The sequence below is a fragment of the Acinetobacter sp. G11 genome, assembly GCF_049808495.1.
In the GTDB taxonomy this organism is placed as follows: domain Bacteria; phylum Pseudomonadota; class Gammaproteobacteria; order Pseudomonadales; family Moraxellaceae; genus Acinetobacter; species Acinetobacter kookii.
Window position 1 is genome coordinate 1 of record NZ_JBNCAT010000070.1, and the last position, 1,230, is coordinate 1,230.

1 protein-coding gene is annotated in these 1,230 nt (G+C 41.8%); it reads left to right on the top strand.

Going from position 1 to position 1,230, the window contains the following annotated elements; all coding sequences use genetic code 11:
* The first annotated feature begins 64 nt into the window (after window positions 1-64).
* Window positions 65-1,212, top strand: a protein-coding gene (locus tag ACPUEY_RS14005) for an IS3 family transposase (protein WP_425122456.1) whose coding sequence is annotated in 2 segments (ribosomal slippage) — window positions 65-311 and window positions 311-1,212 — 1,149 coding nt in all. Because the reading frame shifts where the segments join, the coding sequence is not laid out codon by codon here.
* Window positions 1,213-1,230: the final 18 nt, after the last annotated feature.

The following is a 1,230-nucleotide window of genomic DNA, read 5'->3' on the forward strand; positions in this document are numbered from 1 at the left end:
TGAATAGCCACTAATTTTGTAGACACCTTTTAGTTAGATAAAATGGCTAATTAACGAGGTGCTTATGAGCAGTAAACGATATCCTGAAGAATTCAAAATTGAAGCAGTAAAGCAAGTTACCGAGAAAGGTTATAGTGTGGCCGAGGTTGCTGCGCGTTTAGGTACAACTACACATAGTTTATATGCCTGGATTAAACGCTATGATCCTCAACAACCCAAAGTTACTCAATCAGCAGATCCAACTGCAGAGCTAGTAAAGCTTAGAAAAGAACTACAAAGAGTAACTGAAGAACGGGACATCTTAAAAAAGGCCGCGGTGTACTTCGCAAGCCAGTCCAAATGAGGTACGCCTTTATTCAGGACAATCAGCACATATGGCCTGTCCGTCGTTTATGTTCAACTCTGGATGTTCATCACAGTGGTTATTACGCCTGGCTAAAGCAACCCACCAGTAAAACTGCCAGGAAACGGCAACAGCTTTCAGGATTGATTAAACAATTCTGGCTGGAATCTGGTGGAGTCTATGGCTATCGCAAGATTCACTGTGATTTGAAAGATGTTGGCGAAAGTTGTGGGATCAATCGAGTACATCGACTCATGAAGGCGAATGGTCTTAAATCGCAGCGTGGCTATCGTAAACCTAGAGCTCATGCAGGTACTCCGTCAGTTGTTGTTGCAAACACTTTAGACCGCCAATTTAATCCAGCGCAGCCGAACCAATTATGGGTGACTGATATTACCTATATTCGTACTCATGAAGGATGGCTGTATCTCGCAGTGGTAATCGACCTGTTCTCACGACTTGTAGTTGGCTGGTCTATGAAATCCAGAATTACGACAGATCTGGTTTTAGATGCGTTATTAATGGCTCTGTGGCGGAGAAAACCACAGAATAAAGTTCTGATTCACTCTGACCAAGGCAGTCAATATACGAGCCATGAATGGCAAACATTCCTTAAGCAGCACAATCTGGAATGTAGTATGAGTCGCAGAGGAAATTGCCATGATAATGCTGTTGCTGAGAGTTTCTTTCAGTTGTTAAAGCGAGAAAGAATTAAGAAGAAAATATACGCATCAAGAACTGAAGCTAGGTCTGATATCTTTGAATATATTGAGATGTTCTACAATTCAAAACGCAGACATGGTTCCAATGGTCAGCGTTCTCCATTAGATTATGAAAAGGCCCATCAAAAGATGGTTAGGTGTGTCTAGAATTTTGGTGGCTATTCA